Here is a 17,086-nt window from a genome sequence, read left to right on the forward strand (position 1 = left end):
ATTTACAGAAATAAAAACAGCTGATATAATCACAGCAGGTATATATGCAGGAGGTTTTATATGGAATCGTTAGAAGAAATATTCGGCATTCCCACCGTTCGTACAAGTAAGCGCTTAAGCAGAGTCGTTGCCGCACACTTACGTCCTTTTGGGATTACGCCAGAACAGTGGACCGTTTTAAAGCGCGTATCAGAAGCTGAATATAGTACACAGAAGCAATTAGCTGAGCGAGCAGATAAAGATCAAGCGACGCTGACTAAAATTTTAGATTTACTAGAAAAACAAAATTGGATTCAGCGTGTTAGAAATCCAGAAGATCGCCGCTCGTTTTTTATTCAAATAACAGAAGACGGCCTGCGTTTAAAAACAGAAGTGACGCCTGCTATAGAACAGGTATTTTCCGAATTAACGTCCCAGCTAAACGAGCAGCAGGTAAAGATTTATACCGACACTTTACAAAAACTTGAATTCCGCGCCGAACAATTGCTTCAAGACGCAGAAAACCTGCGTTAAATACCCAAAACCCCACAGGTAACATTCTGCGGGGTTTTATACGTAGTTGGCAATACATAATACTTCTTTAATTTTTGAAATCACTTGTTTGGTTTCATCTGTTAAAGAGGTGAATTTAAACGCGATGGATTCTGCATTTGGATTAATGAAGGGTTCTTTATTTGTGTCTTTGCGGTAGTCTTCAATTTGTTCTAAACAATATTTTAAAATAAACGACAAGTTTGCACGTCGAAATCTCAAACTGACGGTAGAAGGCCATCTTTTTTGAAACTGATTGCTCCCTTCATATTGAATCGCTCCGATGTAGCGTTCTCCGGATAAAAAAGATTCTTTACTTCGATATAGCTGAACGGTTTGGGCTGTTCCGCTCCAGTCAATATAAATACCTGCTGTTTCACAAACTTCGTATATGTAATGAAAAAGCTCCGTTACTTCTCCGAAATGGTAGTGAAGCGGATGTTTAGCCGTCATAGGTAGCTCCCTCCTTTATCGACTTTCTACCATTATATTGTAGGAAAAGTAACTTATTCATTTATACAACTTATTTCATACCCATAAGCAGTAAAAATGAAAATATATATTTTTTAGTTTACATAAAAATATTATAAGTGATTAGCGATAGCCCGACTTTCGAAACGCGTCGTATACCGTATCCTCTTGAAGTTTTTCAAGATAAACGTTCGTTGTAGCAATAGAAGAATGCCCTACTACTTGTTTCACAACCGCAAGCGGAACGTCATTAGCTAAACTATTTGTAATAAAGGTATGACGAAACCAATGAGGAGAAATAGACGCGTTTCCTTTTACTTTATAAACAGCTGATTTAATCGTTCGATACAACGTTGTATAGGATAATCGCTTTTTTTCGCCGGTACGATAATACTCTTTAATGGAGTAAAAAAGCGGTTCAGTGTCAAAAGGACTTAGTTCGGTGCTTTCATTTAACGCTTGCCGATAAGTGAAAAGCGTTTCTTTCACATCATCAAACACGGGAATAGTGCGTTCTTTTTTTCCTTTACCAATCACATCTACAACCAAATTTCCGCGGCGGTCTTCGCGGAAGCTTCCCCAATTTAAACTTAGCAGTTCACTTGAACGCATTCCACTCATATACAACAGCATTCCCATTAAGCGATTGCGCGCTTTGAATTCCTTTTCATGCTGGCGAATGCGCACGACGGATTCTAACGCATTTACAATCACCTGGGCTTCGCGATCGGTTAGCTCTCGGTATTCGGTACGATTTTGTCTTTCCTTATCACTGTAATGTCCTTTTGCGATAGATGGTTTTTCAATCCACGTCGTATACAGCGAAGGATAAAAATGAGTAGCGTGTCCAAACTCTAGCATTCTTCTAAAAAATTCTAGTTTTCTTGCAGCAGTGCGATTGGCATATTGATTTATCATTTCTTCATTAAATAATTTGACTTCCATAAATCCAATCGATTTTAATGTAATCTCTCGTTCATAGAAAAAAGACAGAATCGTTTTCATGTCTTGATTGTAAGATCTGATCGTATGAGGAGAAAGTGATTTTTTGATAATACGCATTGAAAAAAAGAGCTGAATAAATTCTTCATCTGAAACGTGCTTTAAATTCAAGTTGTTATCTTCATCTAAGAGCTCTGCCTCTTCCCACTGCTCTTTTAGCTGGCGAAACGAATTTTCCGCAGGCGATAATTCAAATTCTTCCATTTTAACCCTCCTAATTACCACAAATAAATGAATACCTTTTAAATGATCCAAAATTGTATATAACGAATTTTTATCAAACTGCAACAAATACCATTAAAATTTTTCAAAAACCTCTCAAAACTCAATTTAGAAAGCCGTTTTTTTTAAGATTTTAATAAAAACATCCATTATATGTAAAATAAATTCTATTTTCTGCTTATTACTCTACTTTATCATATGAACGCTTGATAAGGAAGAGTTATCTTGCGTTAGTATAGTAAAGTATTTTTTAAAATGCTCTTTCTAAAGATTTGCTTTTTATGGTGGAACGTTAAAATCTATCATGATAGGAATTACACAAATTGTGTATACATAAAAACATCACGCAAAGCGTGATGTTTTTTAAAGTGATTCAATTTTTGTCAGATACAACTGTTTGTTGCTGTAAGAAACGGTATACGTTCGGTAATACTCTTTTTCTTGACTTTGACCGTTCGTTGTAATGGAAATAACTTCTTTTGTTTGGATTGTATAGACCGTTTCATCATCATCTTCTTCTTCACTCACAGGTTCAACGTCTAATACCGAATAATCAACGAGTTCTTCTCGAATGTCTCTTTCATACAGCATTTTCACAAGCTGCTTTTGATCATTCCACAAAACACTGTCACGCTGGATATAAGGCTGTACGTGTTCGAATTTATTTGTGTTAATGGACTTTGTTAAATCTCGCAAATAATGTTCAATAAAAATATCTGCTGTTTCTTGATCAACTTTTGGGATATTTTTTAAATTAAACTCTTTTTCTTCCTTCTCTTCTTTTTCTTTTTCATCTTCTTTAAAGTCGTCGATTCGCTGAGAGCTGTTTTTGCTGATGGCATACTTTGTATGGTTCTCTTTGAAAACCATGATTTCTTCCTTTTCCCCTTTTTCATTTGTGCGGGTTGTTTCGCCTTGGTATGAAATATCACTAGAAGGATTAATTGACTTCACGTATTCCATATATTCATCAGCCGTAATGTTGAGGTATTTTTGATGATAGGTAACTTCATCCCATTCATTTAACTTCCATTGCTTATTAACGTATTTAAAATTCATGTAAATGGTCAGTCCGCCGCTTCCTTCTTTACTAATTGGTTCAATGGCTGACACCGAAAATTGCCCGGCGTGATTGTTAATAAGTTCAAATCGAATAAGATGATTAACATCAGGGAAAAAGCTCATATTACATTCTTTACAGTAATAGTTAGTGGAGATACTTTTTAACTTTGTTGCAATTAAAGATGATGTTGCATATGGCGTTAGCGCTTTTTTTAACGTTTCATAATCAGCAGGGTTAGATTCATTATCCCATTCATACTCTTCACCTAATTCTTTATAGGTGCTTGAAATTTTATTCATCGTCTCAACTGCAGTTTTTTCTGCTTTTTTTTCTGATACAAGATCAGGCTTGGTAGATGACTTAGCTTGATCTTTTGGGATCACTTCATCTGAGGAAGGTTCGGTTGGTTTGGATAACTTAACTGTTTCTTTTTCTTCACAGGCCGTCAAAACCATTAGCAGCAGTAGAACGAATGCAATCGTCCATTTTTTATGCATAAGGTGTCCTCCTCAATGCCGAATTTAGTCTATTCTTAAAAGGATCTTTAATTTTCGAACGTATCGAGTACGTAATCACCGCTTGGAATTCCCCATTTTGCCTTTTTATGTTGAACTGTTTTAGCAAGTAACGAAATGGAGTTTTCTTTAAGCGTAATGACAATGGTTCCTTTATTTCCTTGCCCATCATTTTCATATTCAATGGCGGCTTGGTTATTTTCAAAGCGAATATTTTTTTGTTCAACGGTTGACACGCGGATTTTGCTAGGTGGCTGGTACGAATTTATTTTAATCGTCGCTTCCGAGTTGGATGTAGCAAGAAATTGAATGATAGGAGATCCGTTATCATTGCCAGTGGTCCATTTTCCATCGTAGTCGTGTAAATCTGTTGTTTGTGTAGTGGGAGTTTCAGTGTGTGTATTTGGTTTAGATGAAAAGTCGAATGGTTCTACACTCGATAGCTTTAACGTATCGTTTTGGTAAACAGCTGTATAAAGGCGGTCGCAAACTTTGCTGTAAGGATCTTTGCCGGGCTGTTTTAATAAGCTTTCCTCGTGGGTTTGTATTTTGAACACATGGTTAGGTTCTTCATACCAATTGACAATATGAAACGTTTGCTTCTTCTGCTCGATGCCTTGTCGTGTGAAATTTTCAACAAGAAGGTTCTGCTCTTTATAAAAAGAACTGTCCGCTTTCAAAAAAGCTTTTAGATCATTAAAAGAGTTGTCATCAACTGCTTTTCCGAACGCTGAAAAATAATCAGTCATCCAGGCTGTGATAAATTTTCCGCTCATTGCTTCTTTATTCAAATCAATTGATTGAATGCTTTCTACCTGTGTTTTTGGTTCATTTAGTACTTTTTTTGCATCTTTTTCTACTATCATTGTATTTCCGTCTTTTATTGTCTCTTCTTGCTGACAGGCTGATAACAGAATAGATGAAACAACCGTGATAATGATTGTATTACGTTTGTTCATCATAATTGCCCCTTCTTTATCTAATATAAATGTATGTATATTCTTCCAACAAACAGACCTAGTATATCATTCTACAAAAAAACGCTCAACCCTTTAATTTCACAAGAAAAACGGCTTGCTCTTACAGCAGCCGTTTTTCTTCTTATTTAATAGATGCTTCTTGATATGAATTGGATGCCTCTTTTTTAAGCTGTCTTGAACCATAAAAAACATAGTAAATAATTGAAAGAAGGAAAATGCCAAGAATCACATACATTAAAGGTAGAGAAACACCAAACAGCATTAAACTTGTTGTAAGCACACTGTATTTTATAATGCTGTATAAGCACAAAATCCCTAATACTAAAGCAACGCTTGGCACTACCGGGTAATTTACTTTAAAAGGACGAGACAAGTTAGGTTCTTTTTTGCGTAAAATAAAAAGAGAAACTAAACTGATGCAGTACATCATCATTGCTCCGAATACAGATAAGATAATAAGAGCATTGGCAAACGTGGCAGATCCAGCACAAATCACACCGATTGCTCCCGGAATCAACAAACCACCGACAGGAACTCCTTTTTTATTCGTTTTAGCAAGAAATTTAGGGAAGTAACCATCTCGTGCAAGCGCATAGGTTTGTCTTGAAAATCCCATGATGATTCCATTTAAACTAGCAATCAATCCGAATAGCCCGATAATAGCAACAACGGTTGAAATGCCGTTTCCGTATACAGAAGACAGTGCCTGTGGAAGTGGATAATCAGCTAGCTTTCCGCTTCCTCCGCCAAGTCCTGCTGTTACAAATAGTGTAAACAACGTTGCGGTTGCAAGAGTAATAATCGCTCCAATAAATCCTTTAGGAATGTTTTTCTTAGGGTTTTCCACTTCTTCCGCTGCCATTGCTCCGCCTTCTATTGCAAGATAGAACCAAACAGCGAATGGAATAGCCGCTAGTACCCCTGTTGGCCCGTTAATAAATGAATGAGCGTTGAAAATATTTGATGTTTGTACATGAGGCAAACCAGCTACATAAAAAATAGATAAACCAATTAGTGCAACAATGGTAGCTGTAAGCTCAATCACCGCTACTTCTTTTACCCCGATTAAATTTAGTAAAACAAAGAAAATAAAGGCACCTACCGTTGCATATACAGGGTTAACGGCTGGGATAAGAAAGTGCAGGTATGCTCCTGTTGATACCGCAATAGCAGGAGGAGCAAAAATAAATTCAAGCAAGCATGCAATTCCGGCGATATATCCGCCAAAAGGTCCAAGTGCTCTTCTTGCATAAGCTGAAGGTCCACCAGCTTGCGGGATAGATGTTGAAAGCTCTGCATAGCTGAACATAAACGTTGTGTAAAACACGGTTACAATTAAGGTTGCAATTGCAAGTCCGATAATCCCGCCTTGTTCAAACCCGTAGTTCCACCCAAAGTATTGTCCTGAAATAACCATACCAACTGAAATAGCCCATAAATGAATAGGTTTTAATTGTTTTTGTAACGCCATACGTTCTCCTCCTTTTGATGTTTAGACAATAAGATGTACACCGCTTGTTTGCTGCTTAATCATTTTGTCAATCATGGTACCGATATGTGCGGCTGCCTCAATAGGAGGCGTTCCTCTTTTATGAATATTAGAAATAACCATACGATCAGACTCTTTTTTGCCTTTGCTAGGTTCATAGCACATGTAAGCACTCATGGATTCAGCACTGACCAGCCCAGGTCGCTCTCCAATCAATAGCACAAGTGCTTTTGGCTTTATGATTTCACCAATTTCATCCATACATGCAACTCGTCCTCCTTTTACAAAAAACGAAGTCCCGATACGAAGTCCATATGACTCCAGTGAATCAATTAAAGCAGGATACACGTCGCTCATGTTTTCTTCAATTGCCTTAGCGCTCAGTCCATCTGATACCACTACTTGTACATCAGGCTGCTGCACGCAGTTTTTTAAAATCTCTTTCTTAGCGTCATCTGCTAATAACCTCCCTTGATCCGGCCGTTTTAAATAATGTTCTTTTGACTCCGCGCGTGTATTCACAGAAAAAAGGTTAAACTCAGATAGAATATCTTCTGAAACTGAGCCGTATACAGAGTCTACGGCTGCGGCATGATCTGTGCGAAAAGATAAAACGTCTTTTGTTAGCGGCCTTGTTCCCGTACGGCCAACACCTATGCGGGCAGGGGTAAATTGTTTAAGTGTTTCAAGCGGATCGCGATTTGACTTTGGTATCATAGTAAGCACCTTCCTTAAATCAAATTCATAAAAATAGTTGGGTCTCCAGCTCTTGATGTGAAGCGTCCGTTTTCCATAATACGCTGATCTTCAAGCCATTTTTGAAATAACGGCGTTGGGGTACGGCCGAGTACATTGCGCACGGTTGCGATATCATGATAACTAAGAGACTGATAGTTTAGCATGCAGTCATCAGCCATGGGCACTCCTATTACAAAGTTCACCCCAGCTGTTCCTAGAAGCATACTTAAATTATCCATATCGTTTTGATCAGCATCCATGTGGTTGGTGTAACATACGTCTACTCCCATAGGCAAGCCGTGCATTTTGCCCATAAAGTGATCTTCTAGCCCAGCTCGCAGGACTTGTTTGCTGTTATATAAATATTCAGGTCCAATAAATCCAACAACCGTGTTAACTAAGAAAGGCTTGTAGTGGCGAGCTAAGCCATAGCATCTAGCTTCGAGCGTTACTTGATCAATATTATAGTGGGCTTCTGCTGACAGTTCAGAACCTTGTCCTGTTTCAAAATACCAGCGGTTCGGACCTTTTGCTGTCCCTTTTTCATGAATTAACGCTGTCGCTTCATCGAGCATAGACAGTGAAATCCCAAATGAATCATTACCGGCTTCTGTGCCTGCTAAACTTTGGAAAATCAAGTCAGCAGCTGCTCCTTTTTCGATTGCTCTCATTTGACTCGTCACATGTGATAATACACAGTTTTGAGTAGGAATCGACCATTCGTTGATTATATTTTTTGTTTCATTTAAAAGCGCGTAGATATTATCCGTTGTATCAATAACAGGGTTAATTCCGATAACCGCATCTCCAATTCCATAGCTTAACGCTTCGTAAAGAGATGCTCTCATTCCTTTTAAGTTATCTGAAGGATGATTAGGCTGGGCTCTTGAAGCCAATACGCCTTTTTGACCGATAGTCGTTTGACAAGTAGTTTGCACTTCTATCTTGGCAGCTCCTTGAATTAAATCTAAATTGGACATAATTTTAGTAGCTGCCGCAATCATTTCGCTGTTTAACCCTTTGCTAAGCGCAAGAAGGTCTTCTCCGGTATGCTCATCAGATAAGATGTATTCTCTTAACTCCCCTACTGTCCAATTTTTAATAATGTCGTAAACTGATGAATCAACCTGACTTTCGATTAATGCCGAGACGTTGTCTTCATCTGCGCTTAGCAGCGGGTAATTTCGAATATCAGCAAGTGTGATATCAGCTAGCACTTGTTTGGCTGCCATTCGTTCTTTCATTGACTCAGCGCTAACTCCTGCGAGCTGATCTCCAGAACGTTCTTCGTTTGCTTTGGCCATAATTTCTTTCAAGCTATAAAATGAAAATGTTTCTCCTAACAACCGGGTAGTTTTAAACATCTTTTCCTCCTTGTATGTTCAGTTGATTATGATGAAAAAGCGAGTGTTTTAATCGAAACAGAGATTGCCTCTCCAGCTACGGGTAACCCTAGATCGATATAATCTCCGTGGGTAAAGTCAATTTGATCTAAACAAATAATTTCTAATTCGTTCTCCTGTTTGGCTAGTGCTTGTCCTAAAGCTTTAGCAATATCCTGCTCGCATAAAACAACGAGGCACTTAGCTCCTTTAAAACAAGCACCAAATTCAGCGCTTATTACTTTTGCTAATTCTTGCAGCATTATATAGCTGCAGTAAGGGAAATGAGATAAAGCAATAGCAACGGGAGGATCTTCTGCGCTGAAAACAGTTGAAGCCTGCATACATGCCGTTCGAGCTCTTTCTTGAAACAGCTGCGGATTCCACTCCTCCTCTTGCTGTACGGGTATCTCTATAATCGGAATATTTTTTAGTGGCAGCCGCTTTGATTTAATGTATACGGTTGATCCGCTAACTTCTGTATTTTGCATACCAGCTCCAATGACAGTGGCTCGCGTTGTTTCAGCGGCTTGAGATACCTGTATGGCTTGAAACTGATAAGCTAGCAGCGGACCAATGTCTCCGTGTATGGCCACTTCCTTCACTGTTTTTGGTTTCTCCTTCTCTATCATGGCTCCTACTCCTCCCGAGACCATGATTGTCTCTGGCCGAGTAGAAGATCTTGTATGAGGGGAAACGAGCAGCAAAGAGGTTTGCTTCAGTGCGCTCACATAATCCACGGTTTCTTTAGCTAGCAATTTGCAAATAGACGAGAGTTTTTCAAATGTTGCTTTTTCGCCTTCTTGAAGCATCAGAGAATTATTTTTTAAAAATTCAGTTAAATAAGACGAAACGTAGGTAACAATACCATCTTCGTTTAGTCGAATTAATCTTCCGCCTACATGCAGGGTAAACGTTTCAATCACTTTTCCATTTTGACATAAGGCGATGTTAGCAGTGCCTCCACCTACATCAATATTGGCAATCACTTTATTGGTTTCAGCAGAATGTTCGATTGCTCCCGATCCTTTTGCCGCTAACATTCCTTCTAAGTCAGCACCAGCTGTTGCAACAACAAAATTCCCAGCGTGTTCAGCTAGATAGTGAACGATACTCTCTGCATTTTGCTTCCGAGCCGTTTCTCCTGTGATGATCACAGCACCCGCCTCCACTTGATCTAAGGAGATCCCTGCTTTTTTGTACTCTTTTTCTAGTAATAGCGTTAACCTTCGAACATCGATTTCAACCTCGTTTACCATAGGTGTTGTATAGATGGAACTTGCATACGTTACGCGACGATCAATAATTTGACAGCCTGGCAGCGTAAACTGATTTTGTTGATTTGCTATTAACAGTTTGCTTACAATCAGTTTTGTTGTGCTTGTTCCAATATCTAAACCTATGCTCGTGATCCATTTCTGTAGCATACGATCAATCCTTTATCTCGTTTGAATATGTTGACTATCATAAAACAGTTTTTTGAATATTTCACTAACTATGTTATCAAACCTGACACACTTTTGTGTAAACAAAGGTGACAAATAAGAAAAAAGACTAAATCTTGGCAGATTTAGTCTTTTTTCTTATGATGAGTGTGATTTAGTTACAATCATTCTTGATGCCGATGGAATTAACAATGAAAGAATGACTAAGCAGGCTATTAGTGACCCTACCATTGAAATACCGTTCATTGAAAAAGAATACCACAGAGCGGACATACCCTTTGGTGCGTACGATCCCCAGAAAATAATACCAGCAATAAAGTGCCAGAAATAACGTGCGAAGCTGCCGATAATAAGGGATAAAACAATTAAAACAAAAGCTTTTGATCTGTTATTGGTAGCTAAATTTGTTTTAATAGATTGTGAAAAAATACCTCCAAAACCTATAAAAGCAAAAGCTACAATATATTCAATAAATGTTTGTAGCGCTGTTAAAATATAAGCTGTTCCTGTGGCTAACTGCAAAAGCCCCCATAATAGACCAGATAGAGCCCCGCCTTTTACTCCCCAGCGAAAGCACATAATAAAAATGGGCACCATGGAGAACGAAATGCTCACAGCCGTCGCAATTTTAATTGAAGGCAAAAGGTCAAGTAGAAGTGCCAATGCTGCAAAAATAGCTATTTCAATTTTAGCCTGTAAAGGTAATGCTTTATTCACGTTTCTCACTCCTGTTTTTGAATCATTCATATCAAACGGTTTACACAGGAGTAAGCAAATATATGCTACTATTCCCACATTCCTACGCTAGCGTTAACTAACAGGTTCGAAGGGTCTGAACATTTCGTTCACTCTCAGCACGGCGGCTCCCCCTGTGGTACGTTTGGATATTTATGTAGTATAAAGACAATGTTTATTATACCATACGTAACAAAATAGATTCGAGAGATTTCAAAGATGTTTCTATTTTCTGAATCTATTTTTTATAATGACAATCGTTTTAGTATTTGTTATACTTCTTTTATGTCAATTGAATATAAAAAACCCTCATCCTAATCGATGAGGTAGAGGTCGCAGTTTTTAATAGTAAAGTAACGGAAATGCAGAGAACATTGAGGATGTTGCTTGAAAGGAAAAATTGCCGAAGTTTAAATCACTTCTCGGTTGATTTAAGCTGGGGCTGTCTCCGAACAGGAACAGAACTGTCACATCATGCGAGTGATGTGAAGAGCTATCTTCACGGAAGGTTGACGCGGTTTTCAGATTTAAAAGCGCGCACATATACTGCGGGCTTTTTTTATGTTATCCCGTCTCTTTCCGTACATTCGAAAGGAGTATTTATCTATGCAAGAGCAGCAAGAATTAAAACGTGGGTTGAAATCTCGCCACTTAACGATGATTTCATTAGGAGGAGCCATCGGAACCGGCTTATTCCTAGCAAGTGGTGGAGCAATTCACACAGCAGGACCTGGGGGAGCGCTTTTAGCTTACGCTATTATTGGCGTAATGGTTTACTTTTTGATGACCAGTCTAGCAGAGCTCGCAGCTTATATGCCTGAAGCTGGTTCATTTAGTACGTATGCGTCTCGTTTTGTAGATCCATCCTTTGGTTTCGCTCTCGGCTGGAACTACTGGTATAACTGGGCTATTACGATTGCAGCTGAATTATCTGCTGGAGCCCTTATTATGAAATTTTGGTTCCCGAACTCTTCTTCTATTTTATGGAGTGCCCTGTTTTTATTAATTATGTTTGGGCTTAACTACCTTTCTGTAAAAGGATTTGGTGAATCTGAATTTTGGTTTTCGTTAATTAAAGTAGTAACGGTTATTATCTTTTTAGTTATTGGTATTATGATGATTTTTGGTATCTTTAACAATGAAGCACCAGGTTTTAAAAACTTCACGCTTGGTGATGGACCGATTCACGGTGGATTCTTCACTGTACTAGGTATCTTTATGGCAGCTGGTTTTTCATTCCAAGGAACAGAGTTGCTTGGAGTCGCAGCTGGAGAAAGTGAAGATCCGGAAAAAACGGTTCCTCGCGCAGTTAAACAAGTCTTCTGGCGCATCTTGTTATTTTATATTTTAGCTATTTTTGTTATTGGAATGCTTATTCCATACACAGCGAATTCATTAGCAAGTGATGACGTGCGAGTAAGTCCGTTTACTTTAATATTCGAACGAGCAGGTCTGGCGTTTGCAGCATCAGCGATTAATGCCGTTATTTTAACAGCTGTTTTATCTGCTGGTAACTCAGGTATGTATGCTTCTACGCGTATGCTGTGGAACTTAGCCAAAGATGGAAAAGCACCAAGGTTCTTAGCAAAAGTGAATAAACGAGGCGTTCCAGTTAATGCCTTAATCGCAACGGCACTTGTCGGTACACTTGCATTTGGTGCTTCATTTTTTGGAGACGGTGCGGTATATACGTGGTTACTTAACGCTTCTGGTATGTCTGGTTTTATTGCTTGGTTAGGAATTGCGATCAGCCACTATCGTTTTAGAAGAGCATTTGTTGCTCAAGGTCATGATTTGAGTGAACTTCCATATCATGCAAAACTTTTCCCATTTGGCCCTATCTTTGCCTTTATTTTATGTGCCGTTGTTATTTTAGGCCAAAACTATTCGGCGTTTATGGGTGACTCAATTGACTGGTACGGTGTACTTGTTTCTTATATCGGACTTCCTTTATTCTTAATTGTTTGGTTAGGATACAAATGGACGAAAAAGTCGAAGCTTATCCCGTTAAAAGAATGTCAAGTAACAGTGAAAAAATACGAATAAAAAAAGCGCTCTATTCTTTTGAATAGAGCGCTTTTTTTATATGAGCTGATCGGCAAAATGAAGAGATATATAAGCGGGTTGGTTTTTCATAACAAGCATATAACCTTTGAGGGGACGGTTATAGTAATCAGCAGCTTCGATATAATAAATACGCTGAATTAACCTGCTTAAATGAGTTGCAAAAGATGGAAGTTGGTGATTAGGAATGGTTTGGATGTAGTCTATGATTTCTTGTTTAGTTTGAAGGCCTGAACGGGTACATTCTAACAGATGAAAAAGCGGATCTGCTGCTATAGTAGATAGTTCAGAATTGTGTTTGATTCTATTCAGCTGGATATGCAGTTCTTTTTGGGACCATCTTTTCGGCACAGCTCTTAGATGTTGATATTGAAAATGTGTACTCATGATAGCTAACACCTTTCGTATTAAAATAATAAAACAACTTATTATTTTAATAACCTTTACACATGAAACTAAAACGTTACAATGTGTAAAGGTGTCATACATCTTATAAAATAAGCTGATAAAAAAGTACATCTTGCCACTGATCAAATTTCCAGCCCACTTCTTTAAACTCTCCGCAAAATGTAAAATTAAATTGCTCATGCATTTTGATACTGATATCATTCCCTTTTGTAATTCCTGAAATGACAACGTGATGGTCGAGCTCTTTAGCTAATTCCAAAATGCGCTTCATAAGCTGTTTCCCAATACCATGCCCTTGTTGATTTTTATCAATATAAATCGATAGCTCTACTGTTTGAATGTACGCTTCTTTATCTCGATACGAGGAAAGCGAAGCATAGCCCGCTACTACTCCATCTTTTTCCGCGACAATAAGTGGAAAAAGTTCATTGCTAATATGATTATTAAACCAGCCCCTTCTTTGTTCTACTGTTACAGGCGTTAAGTCAAAAGTAGCAGCACTTGTTTGAACGGACTGATTATAAATTTCAACAAGCATAGGTAAATCTTCTTCTTTAGCATAACGAATGATCATATGTACAAACTCCTTATAGTATAGAATTATCTTTATTTTACTTCTTTTAAGAAACATAATCTACATAAAAAACCGATGTGCGTATGCACATCGGTTATTGGTTTTGGGCATATTGAAAGGTTTGAAGGACTTGAAGAGTCTCTTTTGTAGAAACGACCGTTGCAAACTCTCCGTGCAAGGAAGACAGTGCGAATGTATGTACATCTTCTGCAAGAAGTCTGGTTTTTCCATCGTAGGACATACAATCAAAACAGGCCGTTGCATCGTTCACAACATACGTCCTATACCCTAGATTTCCAGCCATGCGCGCAGTCGTAGAGACGCAGTGATTAGTAGTTAGTCCTATTAAGATAAGCGTATCATAGCCATTTGCTTTTAAATAGCTATCTAGCTCTGTTCCAATGAAACAGCTGTTCACGTGCTTGCGAATTAAGTATTCGTCTTCTTGTGGACCAAATCCTTCTTTGAACTGAAACCCCTTTGAACTTGGATGTAAAGGAGAGTCTGGATTTTCTGATGCATGCTGCACGTGAATGACAGGATAGTCTTGGCGCCTCCATGCTTGCAGTAGCGTCAGCATATTCTTTTCTGCATCTAAATTGTTTCTTTCTCCCCACTGGGGTGAATAAAACCCTTCTTGTACATCGATAAGTAGCAACACTGGCCGGGAACGTAGCATAAGCATCATCTTCTTTCGTCTTTATTTTAAAATGGAAATAACGTATGTGCATCCATCAGGACCGGCTTTTGAAGAATGAACCGTTTGTTTCGGTAAATGTATCCGATCTCCGGCCTGACATAGAACCGTATCACGTTCAACTGTAAAGTAAATAGATCCTTCAAGGATATGAAGAATTTCATCAGTTGGATGCGTATGAGACGGATGTGTTTGAAAAGCAATATCGTGCTGTACTTCAACGTATCCAGTATACGCCGGAAGCAGCTCTTTAATTACTTCTTCAAACTTTCCTCCAACTCCTTTTTTAATAGAGGCTTTTTTTACGTCCATGCTGCTCACTCCTTTTTAATTTAAATGGACACTGTCCGGTAGTATGGTTATTATCATCGTGTAAAAAATATTGCTTCCACTCTCTGTTTTCCTGCTGTCCATACCAGCCTAACTCAGGGTGAGCTGATACGTCATCATATGTTTTTAACCGATCGCGGACGACTTTTTGTACATGCTTCCCTATTTTTGAATCTCCTGTCATACCTTCAAACACCCACCGCGGCTGAAATGTAATCATAAATCCTCTGCTCTTACGGCTTTTACGTAGAGAATGAGCAGGCGTATTACAGACGACAAAAATAGGTTCTCCGTGAAAACAAAATTCCCATAATGCATCTTTTGGGTCTTTCGGAATATCTTGCGGCCATTTCTTTTGATCAATTTGATGAAGAAACGTCAGCGTATCCCAGAACATCGTTTCGTACTCTTCCATTGACCGTTCTTTATGTTCAGGCTTAAAGAATAACACAAAGGATGTATAGCGACCTATGGTCTTAAATGTATCTATGTATTCTCTAAGTGCCGCCGCTGCATGTTTAATATCTTGATAGTTATAAGGAGTCGTCACAAATGAAAAACGCAGTAAATCTTTTTTAAAGCCTTCTACCCCTAATATACAGGGAAATGGATTTTCTTCTGATAGTATATCGCTTTGGAAATATTGAAAAGCATCTTTCCCCCAGAACGGGACATGCGTTGACTCTAAAATCTCATTAGCTCGAAAAAGCATTTTTGATGCCATTAAAACCCTCCTTATGGAACTCAACGTTACATGTGTATTAAAAAAAAGAAAGTTTATGAGTATTTTTAACTAAATCTCGCTTCTAAATTATAAAATTCTAATCTATATATATATAAGCTACTATTGGACAAGTTAGAAAGGAGGCTGTGTTTGTGGAGTGGTTTTTGATTGCTATAAAACAAATAATTCTAGGTATTAGTCTCGCAGCACCGGTAGGTCCAATTAATATAGAGATGATTAAAAGAGGTCTGACAAAAGGATTTTGGGCTTCTTGGCTAGTTGGTTTAGGAGGAATGACAGCCGATATCTTATTTATGCTTCTCATTTTAATAGGGTTAACCCCTTTTGTTCAGATGCAGGCTGTTACGGTTGTCCTGTATGCAACGGGTTTTGTCATGCTCACATTTGTTGGCTTTCAAAGTATGAAACAAGCTGTCTCTCGTTCCTTTTCAGTAGATGTAAATAACCCTTCTGCTAAAAAAGATAAGTCGTTTTTTACAGGTTTTTTTATTGCTCTTATGAATCCTTTAAATATTGTGTTTTGGTTCGGTGTATTTGGATCAAGCTTAAGCGAAAGTCTTCAAAGTCAAACGTGGCTATCCGTCTTTTTTCATAGCTTCTTTATTATTTTTGGCATCATTCTTTGGAATTTAAATATTGCGGGCACCATTCATTTTACAAGAAAATTTATCACGCCTAAGCTTTTTCGCCTCATTACGTTAGGTGCTGGTTTTTTACTTTTTTTATTTGGCTGCCAATTCGGTTTTAAATGTGTATCCTTACTTATCGGCTGAGCTTTTATTGATGAGTTCAATAAGGGTGTCATTTACTTTCTCACGTTCATCATAAAAAAGACCGTGTCCACTATTTTCAAATGGGATCAGTGTAGAAAATGAAATGTGGCGATTCATTACTTTTGCAAGATCAAATGGACAAATTTGATCTTTTTTCCCGTGTAATATATATGTCTCAGCGAAAATTTGACTCAAATCTTCCCGTAAGTCTTCGTCTCGTAAAGACGCCGCAGTTTTAATCGTTCCATGGCCAGATGCCTCTAAACCTAAATCTTGAAACCATCCTCTAAAAGCTGCGCTGGCAGGCTGATTAAAAAATTTTTTCCCAAAGTCTTCAAGCATGTTAGGACGATCTCTATACGTATTTTGAATAATTGTATTTACTTCTTCAGAAGGAAGTCCGTATGGAAAATCAGTTTTTTGAATAAAGCTTGGAGCCGCTGCCCCTAATAAAATTAACTTCTTCACGCCATATCCTAAGTGTCTACTCATATATCGAATGGCAATGGCTCCCCCCATAGAAAAGCCTACTAGCGTATAATTTTTAAGTCCTAATTTTTCTACTAACATACGAATATCATCCGCTAATTGATTGTAAGAATAGCCGGTGAAAGGCGTATCTGATTTTCCAAATCCCCGAAGATCAGGAGCAATACACCGAATACCGCAGGCCGGCAGCGTTGTAAATTGGTATTCGTACATTTTAGCGTTAACAGGCCACCCGTGAAGGAAAAGAACGGGTTCCCCTTTTCCAATATCCCGAACAAAAAGTTTAGTCTTAGGAGTTACGTGAATAAAATAGTTCATATATAACACCTCCCAGATGTTCTTATATATATATATGTTTTGGACAATTTGAACATTCAAAAGTTTCTTAGAGGCTTGTGTAGGAGATGCATGATGTTCATTTGGAATGAGGAGT

The 17,086-nt window shown here is 38.2% G+C and carries 18 protein-coding genes and 2 riboswitches; of the genes, 3 read left to right on the forward strand and 15 right to left on the reverse strand.

Annotation, left to right across the window (positions count from 1 at the left end; genetic code table 11):
• The first annotated feature begins 60 nt into the window (after nucleotides 1–60).
• Nucleotides 61–513 carry a MarR family winged helix-turn-helix transcriptional regulator gene (locus MKX72_RS12760; RefSeq protein ID WP_155008081.1) on the forward strand — a complete coding sequence of 151 codons (453 nt, stop codon included), beginning with the start codon at nucleotides 61–63 and terminating at the stop codon, nucleotides 511–513.
• 36 nt (nucleotides 514–549) lie between these two features.
• On the opposite strand, the gene MKX72_RS12765 is transcribed toward MKX72_RS12760, so the two are convergent.
• The 9 genes from MKX72_RS12765 to thiT form a co-directional block, all read right to left on the reverse strand.
• Nucleotides 550–984 (reverse strand): hypothetical protein, encoded by a 435-nt coding sequence (locus tag MKX72_RS12765; RefSeq protein ID WP_013083346.1) that lies wholly within the window; start codon nucleotides 982–984, stop codon nucleotides 550–552.
• A 141-nt stretch (nucleotides 985–1,125) separates the two neighbouring features.
• Nucleotides 1,126–2,208: a tyrosine-type recombinase/integrase gene (locus tag MKX72_RS12770; protein ID WP_155008080.1), complete on the reverse strand. Its 1,083-nt coding sequence runs from the start codon at nucleotides 2,206–2,208 to the stop codon at nucleotides 1,126–1,128.
• 381 nt (nucleotides 2,209–2,589) lie between these two features.
• Nucleotides 2,590–3,786 (reverse strand): TcaA NTF2-like domain-containing protein, encoded by a 1,197-nt coding sequence (locus MKX72_RS12775; RefSeq protein ID WP_155008079.1) that lies wholly within the window; start codon nucleotides 3,784–3,786, stop codon nucleotides 2,590–2,592.
• Nucleotides 3,787–3,833: 47 nt separating this feature from the next.
• Nucleotides 3,834–4,766, reverse strand: a complete 933-nt coding sequence (locus MKX72_RS12780; RefSeq protein ID WP_028413175.1) for a TcaA NTF2-like domain-containing protein — start codon at nucleotides 4,764–4,766, stop codon at nucleotides 3,834–3,836.
• 139 nt (nucleotides 4,767–4,905) lie between these two features.
• Entirely contained in the window at nucleotides 4,906–6,255 is a 1,350-nt protein-coding gene (eat, locus tag MKX72_RS12785; protein ID WP_048019249.1) for an ethanolamine permease, read from the reverse strand.
• A 21-nt stretch (nucleotides 6,256–6,276) separates the two neighbouring features.
• On the reverse strand, nucleotides 6,277–6,990 hold the full coding sequence (gene eutC / locus MKX72_RS12790) for an ethanolamine ammonia-lyase subunit EutC (RefSeq protein WP_049164845.1): 714 nt from the start codon (nucleotides 6,988–6,990) through the stop codon (nucleotides 6,277–6,279).
• 14 nt (nucleotides 6,991–7,004) lie between these two features.
• Entirely contained in the window at nucleotides 7,005–8,375 is a 1,371-nt protein-coding gene (locus MKX72_RS12795) for an ethanolamine ammonia-lyase subunit EutB (RefSeq protein ID WP_099331053.1), read from the reverse strand.
• Between the two features lie 26 nt (nucleotides 8,376–8,401).
• Nucleotides 8,402–9,820, reverse strand: a complete 1,419-nt coding sequence (locus MKX72_RS12800) for an ethanolamine ammonia-lyase reactivating factor EutA (protein WP_154988673.1) — start codon at nucleotides 9,818–9,820, stop codon at nucleotides 8,402–8,404.
• 156 nt (nucleotides 9,821–9,976) lie between these two features.
• Entirely contained in the window at nucleotides 9,977–10,585 is a 609-nt protein-coding gene (gene thiT / locus MKX72_RS12805; protein ID WP_047751853.1) for an energy-coupled thiamine transporter ThiT, read from the reverse strand.
• Between the two features lie 32 nt (nucleotides 10,586–10,617).
• Nucleotides 10,618–10,718, reverse strand: a riboswitch (TPP riboswitch).
• A 174-nt stretch (nucleotides 10,719–10,892) separates the two neighbouring features.
• Nucleotides 10,893–11,077: riboswitch (Lysine riboswitch) on the forward strand.
• 102 nt (nucleotides 11,078–11,179) lie between these two features.
• Between thiT and MKX72_RS12810 the strand changes: the two genes are divergently transcribed.
• Nucleotides 11,180–12,619, forward strand: coding sequence for an amino acid permease (locus MKX72_RS12810; protein ID WP_047750873.1), 1,440 nt, complete (start codon nucleotides 11,180–11,182; stop codon nucleotides 12,617–12,619).
• Between the two features lie 36 nt (nucleotides 12,620–12,655).
• Here MKX72_RS12810 and MKX72_RS12815 read toward each other — a convergent pair whose 3' ends face one another.
• The 5 genes from MKX72_RS12815 to MKX72_RS12835 all read right to left on the reverse strand — a co-directional run bounded on the left by MKX72_RS12815 (nucleotide 12,656) and on the right by MKX72_RS12835 (nucleotide 15,370).
• A complete protein-coding gene (locus MKX72_RS12815) occupies nucleotides 12,656–13,024 on the reverse strand; it encodes a hypothetical protein (protein ID WP_033579111.1) in 369 nt (122 codons plus the stop codon).
• Between the two features lie 103 nt (nucleotides 13,025–13,127).
• Complete coding sequence (locus tag MKX72_RS12820) at nucleotides 13,128–13,619, reverse strand: GNAT family N-acetyltransferase (RefSeq protein ID WP_033579112.1); 492 nt, start codon at nucleotides 13,617–13,619, stop codon at nucleotides 13,128–13,130.
• A gap of 94 nt (nucleotides 13,620–13,713) precedes the next feature.
• The gene (locus tag MKX72_RS12825) at nucleotides 13,714–14,298 is read right to left on the reverse strand and encodes a cysteine hydrolase family protein (RefSeq protein WP_033579113.1); all 585 of its coding nucleotides are present in this window, start codon (nucleotides 14,296–14,298) and stop codon (nucleotides 13,714–13,716) included.
• Between the two features lie 21 nt (nucleotides 14,299–14,319).
• Entirely contained in the window at nucleotides 14,320–14,628 is a 309-nt protein-coding gene (locus tag MKX72_RS12830) for a cupin domain-containing protein (protein WP_013057236.1), read from the reverse strand.
• Nucleotides 14,603–15,370, reverse strand: coding sequence for a YqcI/YcgG family protein (locus MKX72_RS12835; protein ID WP_033579114.1), 768 nt, complete (start codon nucleotides 15,368–15,370; stop codon nucleotides 14,603–14,605). The genes MKX72_RS12830 and MKX72_RS12835 overlap by 26 nt, the downstream gene beginning before the upstream one ends.
• A 152-nt stretch (nucleotides 15,371–15,522) precedes the next feature.
• On the opposite strand from MKX72_RS12835, the gene MKX72_RS12840 reads away from it, so the two are divergent.
• Nucleotides 15,523–16,164, forward strand: coding sequence for a LysE family transporter (locus tag MKX72_RS12840; RefSeq protein WP_034266485.1), 642 nt, complete (start codon nucleotides 15,523–15,525; stop codon nucleotides 16,162–16,164).
• On the opposite strand, the gene MKX72_RS12845 is transcribed toward MKX72_RS12840, so the two are convergent.
• On the reverse strand, nucleotides 16,150–16,971 hold the full coding sequence (locus MKX72_RS12845; protein ID WP_098626588.1) for an alpha/beta fold hydrolase: 822 nt from the start codon (nucleotides 16,969–16,971) through the stop codon (nucleotides 16,150–16,152). The genes MKX72_RS12840 and MKX72_RS12845 overlap by 15 nt on opposite strands.
• Between the last annotated feature and the right edge of the window lie 115 nt (nucleotides 16,972–17,086).

This window comes from Priestia sp. FSL R5-0597, assembly GCF_038006305.1.
GTDB classification, from domain to species: Bacteria; Bacillota; Bacilli; order Bacillales; family Bacillaceae_H; genus Priestia; species Priestia zanthoxyli.

Excerpts from the sequence above, each read along its gene's own strand:
- MKX72_RS12760 (WP_155008081.1), top strand. The coding sequence starts at position 61 with ATGGAATCGTTAGAAGAAATATTCGGCATTCCCACCGTTCGTACAAGT.
- MKX72_RS12765 (WP_013083346.1), bottom strand. The coding sequence starts at position 984 with ATGACGGCTAAACATCCGCTTCACTACCATTTCGGAGAAGTAACGGAG.
- MKX72_RS12770 (WP_155008080.1), bottom strand. The coding sequence starts at position 2,208 with ATGGAAGAATTTGAATTATCGCCTGCGGAAAATTCGTTTCGCCAGCTA.
- MKX72_RS12775 (WP_155008079.1), bottom strand. The coding sequence starts at position 3,786 with ATGCATAAAAAATGGACGATTGCATTCGTTCTACTGCTGCTAATGGTT.
- MKX72_RS12780 (WP_028413175.1), bottom strand. The coding sequence starts at position 4,766 with ATGATGAACAAACGTAATACAATCATTATCACGGTTGTTTCATCTATT.
- eat (WP_048019249.1), bottom strand. The coding sequence starts at position 6,255 with ATGGCGTTACAAAAACAATTAAAACCTATTCATTTATGGGCTATTTCA.
- eutC (WP_049164845.1), bottom strand. The coding sequence starts at position 6,990 with ATGATACCAAAGTCAAATCGCGATCCGCTTGAAACACTTAAACAATTT.
- MKX72_RS12795 (WP_099331053.1), bottom strand. The coding sequence starts at position 8,375 with ATGTTTAAAACTACCCGGTTGTTAGGAGAAACATTTTCATTTTATAGC.
- MKX72_RS12800 (WP_154988673.1), bottom strand. The coding sequence starts at position 9,820 with ATGCTACAGAAATGGATCACGAGCATAGGTTTAGATATTGGAACAAGC.
- thiT (WP_047751853.1), bottom strand. The coding sequence starts at position 10,585 with ATGAATGATTCAAAAACAGGAGTGAGAAACGTGAATAAAGCATTACCT.
- MKX72_RS12810 (WP_047750873.1), top strand. The coding sequence starts at position 11,180 with ATGCAAGAGCAGCAAGAATTAAAACGTGGGTTGAAATCTCGCCACTTA.
- MKX72_RS12815 (WP_033579111.1), bottom strand. The coding sequence starts at position 13,024 with ATGAGTACACATTTTCAATATCAACATCTAAGAGCTGTGCCGAAAAGA.
- MKX72_RS12820 (WP_033579112.1), bottom strand. The coding sequence starts at position 13,619 with ATGATCATTCGTTATGCTAAAGAAGAAGATTTACCTATGCTTGTTGAA.
- MKX72_RS12825 (WP_033579113.1), bottom strand. The coding sequence starts at position 14,298 with ATGCTACGTTCCCGGCCAGTGTTGCTACTTATCGATGTACAAGAAGGG.
- MKX72_RS12830 (WP_013057236.1), bottom strand. The coding sequence starts at position 14,628 with ATGGACGTAAAAAAAGCCTCTATTAAAAAAGGAGTTGGAGGAAAGTTT.
- MKX72_RS12835 (WP_033579114.1), bottom strand. The coding sequence starts at position 15,370 with ATGGCATCAAAAATGCTTTTTCGAGCTAATGAGATTTTAGAGTCAACG.
- MKX72_RS12845 (WP_098626588.1), bottom strand. The coding sequence starts at position 16,971 with ATGAACTATTTTATTCACGTAACTCCTAAGACTAAACTTTTTGTTCGG.